This is a genomic window from Neisseria sp. SLRRB23, assembly GCF_050896295.1.
Lineage (GTDB): Bacteria > Pseudomonadota > Gammaproteobacteria > Burkholderiales > Neisseriaceae > Neisseria.
Genome location: NZ_JBPBFH010000124.1, coordinates 1 through 395 on the forward strand (window position 1 = coordinate 1; position 395 = coordinate 395).

General features: G+C 50.6%; 1 protein-coding gene. It reads right to left on the reverse strand.

Translation table 11 applies throughout. The features are described 5' to 3' along the window. The coding region (locus tag ACRPFF_RS11415) for a hypothetical protein (RefSeq protein ID WP_432674674.1) at positions 1 to 275 on the reverse strand (275 nt) is incomplete at its 3' end. Between the last annotated feature and the right edge of the window lie 120 nt (positions 276 to 395).

Sequence of the window (395 nt, forward strand, 5' to 3'; positions counted from 1 at the left end):
GACGTCGAGTCTCGTGGGCTCGGAGATGTGTATAAGAGACAGATCTCGCTCAGGTAATAACCTTGCTCTTTCAAGCCGATGTTTGCAGCCAATCCTTCCGGACGCATCATTTCCAAATCCAGACCGGAACGGATGATTTGCGCCCAGTCTGGGGCTTCGTTTTTGAGGTTGCGCCAAAGGGCTTTGGGACCGACCTGCCCGTTCATCCATTTTACCAAAAACGGTTTGGCGGTTTTCCACAAGTCCAAATCGGGATCGAGTATTGCCCAAAACACGGTTTTTAAACCACTTGTCGTTTAACCAGCTATCGCCATAAGCGCCCGTGTGCTTTTCGTTATTCTGATCCCAAGTGCCATATCTGTCTCTTATACACATCTCCGCGCCCCCGAGACTCG